Below are 604 nucleotides of genomic sequence, written 5' to 3' on the forward strand. Positions count from 1 at the left end.
CCTGATGGTTGAGAACTGTACGTATGGACAGCCATACGATCAGTACGCTGAATCGACTGGAAGTGGTTGATACAGGCCGGCGCCGCCGTTGGTCTGAGGAGGAGAAGGCGCGGATTGTTTTAGAAAGCCTGTCCGAGCCCCGCCTGGTTGCGGCGACAGCGCGGCGATACGGCTTGTCGCGTTCTCTGTTGGTGACTTGGCGAAGAGCCTTCGCGGCGACCCGGACTAAATCCGAGGCTGGCTTTGTCAGGGCAGTTGTGGCCGAGGGGGTGCCCGCGGCGTCGGTGGCGGTATCATCGGAGAGCGCGACCGCAGATTCGACGGAGCGTCGGATCGAGATCGAGCTGGCTGGCGGGCGGCGCGTCATTGTCGATGCGGGCGTCGACGTTGAGGCGCTTCGCCGGATCATCGAGATTTTGGATCCACGATGATTCCTGTTCCTACGGGAGTTCGGGTGTGGCTGGCGACGGGCCACACCGACATGCGCAAAGGCTTCGCTTCATTGTCGTTGCAGGTGCAAGAGGTGCTGCGCCGTGATCCGCTGAGTGGTCATTTGTTCTGCTTCCGTGGACGCAGGGGCGATCTATTGAAAGTGATCTGGCAT

At 60.9% G+C, this 604-nt stretch carries 2 protein-coding genes; both read left to right on the forward strand.

Annotated elements, in window-relative coordinates:
- Nucleotides 1-23 precede the first annotated feature (23 nt).
- Nucleotides 24-431 (forward strand): IS66-like element accessory protein TnpA, encoded by a 408-nt coding sequence (gene tnpA / locus AKN84_RS44335; protein ID WP_050426610.1) that lies wholly within the window; start codon nt 24-26, stop codon nt 429-431.
- The coding region (gene tnpB / locus AKN84_RS47120; RefSeq protein WP_157863412.1) for an IS66 family insertion sequence element accessory protein TnpB at nt 428-604 on the forward strand (177 nt) is incomplete at its 3' end. The genes tnpA and tnpB, both read left to right, overlap by 4 nt.

The organism is Bradyrhizobium tropiciagri (assembly GCF_001189845.1).
In the GTDB taxonomy this organism is placed as follows: domain Bacteria; phylum Pseudomonadota; class Alphaproteobacteria; order Rhizobiales; family Xanthobacteraceae; genus Bradyrhizobium; species Bradyrhizobium tropiciagri.

Bases quoted from the DNA above. Each gene is read 5' to 3' on its own strand.
- tnpA (WP_050426610.1), top strand. From the start codon at position 24: ATGGACAGCCATACGATCAGTACGCTGAATCGACTGGAAGTGGTTGAT.